We start from the raw sequence: 1445 nt of genomic DNA, 5'->3' as shown, positions 1-1445 counted from the left end.
AATTTGCGGAGGCGTATTAATCCCATTGACCAAATCAACAGCCCGCCGTAAATCCCCCTCAACCTGTTGCAAAGCAATTGCCACCCGCCGTTGCGCAACCGGCTCCATCTTCGCCAACTTCAACAACTGCGCTTGATTATCCGCCAATGCCGTCCCCCGCAAAACAGACCGCAACTCCGGCTGTAAATGCTGGGCAATGCGATTGAGGAGTTTCACCGATTCCTTCGATAAACCAATGCGATCTGCCACATGTTTGGCAAAGTGCAAACTTTGCACTTTGCCATTTAAGTCACCACCATTTGGCAAAGGGTCAACTTGACCCTTTGCCACTTTGTCCCCTTCACACCCAGTTTCATTATGCTCTGAAGAACTATCTTTTGGCAAAGGGACAACTTGTCCCTTTGCCACTTCGTCTCCTTCACACCCAGTTTCATGGTGCTCTGAAGAACCATCATTTGGCAAAGGGTAAACTTTACCCTTTGCCACTTTGTCCTTTGTATATTGATTACCATGATCACCGCCACGTTGAATCTCCCCATACTTCTTTTCCCACAATTCGCGGTACGTCTGGACAAAAAGCGCACGGTCAATAACAGACAATTCATTGCGAAAGAGGTTTTCCGCTACTTCTAAAAGCGCGGCATTGTCCTTATCAGCCTGCACCACAACGGCATCAATGTCACTATAGCCCAAAAGCTCAGCAGCACGAAGCCGGTGCGCACCAGCAATAAGTGTGTAATTGCCCTCTTTCGCATTGGGGGTATGACGCACCGTAATAGGGTTCATCAACCCCTCCCGCGCCATTGATTGTGCAAGTGCCTTAGCATGCTCATCATCTACAGGGCGTATACGCTCCGGCACCACAATCACATCAAGAGCAAGCTTTTGAAACTGTGCCATCACGCCGCCGCCTTTCTGATCTCTTTAAAGAATAAATCCATCGCACGCCCCGCCCATCTTCGATAAGCTTTCGCAAAAACGGGTTCTTCCAAACGCCGGTTAATCACTTGCATAGATAGAGAAATAGAAGTCCGCTGCCGTGCCTGTATCGCAACAATACGCCGCCGCGGTACCTCAAACTGATAATGCAAGATATGAATAACAATCTGCCGTGCTAACGCCGCATCAAATAAGCCATGCGGGGGGTCAATAATATACCGGATCGGCAGATGCTTAAATCCACTACTCACGGCTTTTAAAGAACAGGAAAGCATAGCTTCCAAACGTTCAACTTCTGAATAAGGATTAACGATATCGTTTCTGACATCTGGGGTCCATAAATTACAAGCAGCAACCATAACCACCCCCTATAAAAACAATATGACCACCATCTAATCGCCAGAACCAACCCATCCAAACGGCTGTTCTATGATGCAACTCTATGCAATTTATCTTGCCCATTTCGTATTGATCTTTAGACATTGATAAACCTCTTTATCTTATGG

3 protein-coding genes are annotated in these 1445 nt (G+C 47.1%); all 3 read right to left on the bottom strand.

What is annotated here, in order from left to right; genetic code table 11:
* A partial coding sequence (locus ACFIKU_RS09645) for a ParB/RepB/Spo0J family partition protein (RefSeq protein ID WP_375657376.1) occupies positions 1-900 on the bottom strand: 900 nt, incomplete at its 3' end.
* On the bottom strand, positions 900-1298 hold the full coding sequence (locus ACFIKU_RS09640) for a hypothetical protein (RefSeq protein WP_375657375.1): 399 nt from the start codon (positions 1296-1298) through the stop codon (positions 900-902). The genes ACFIKU_RS09640 and ACFIKU_RS09645, both read right to left, overlap by 1 nt.
* Positions 1282-1422, bottom strand: a complete 141-nt coding sequence (locus ACFIKU_RS09635) for a hypothetical protein (protein ID WP_375657374.1) — start codon at positions 1420-1422, stop codon at positions 1282-1284. Before ACFIKU_RS09635 ends, ACFIKU_RS09640 begins: the two co-directional genes overlap by 17 nt.
* Positions 1423-1445: the final 23 nt, after the last annotated feature.

Source organism: Bartonella sp. CM120XJJH (assembly GCF_042194715.1).
Classification (GTDB): Bacteria; Pseudomonadota; Alphaproteobacteria; order Rhizobiales; family Rhizobiaceae; genus Bartonella.
This window is presented reverse-complemented; position numbering and strand designations above follow the sequence as displayed.

Bases quoted from the DNA above. Each gene is read 5' to 3' on its own strand.
- ACFIKU_RS09640 (WP_375657375.1), bottom strand. From the start codon at position 1,298: ATGGTTGCTGCTTGTAATTTATGGACCCCAGATGTCAGAAACGATATC.
- ACFIKU_RS09635 (WP_375657374.1), bottom strand. From the start codon at position 1,422: ATGTCTAAAGATCAATACGAAATGGGCAAGATAAATTGCATAGAGTTG.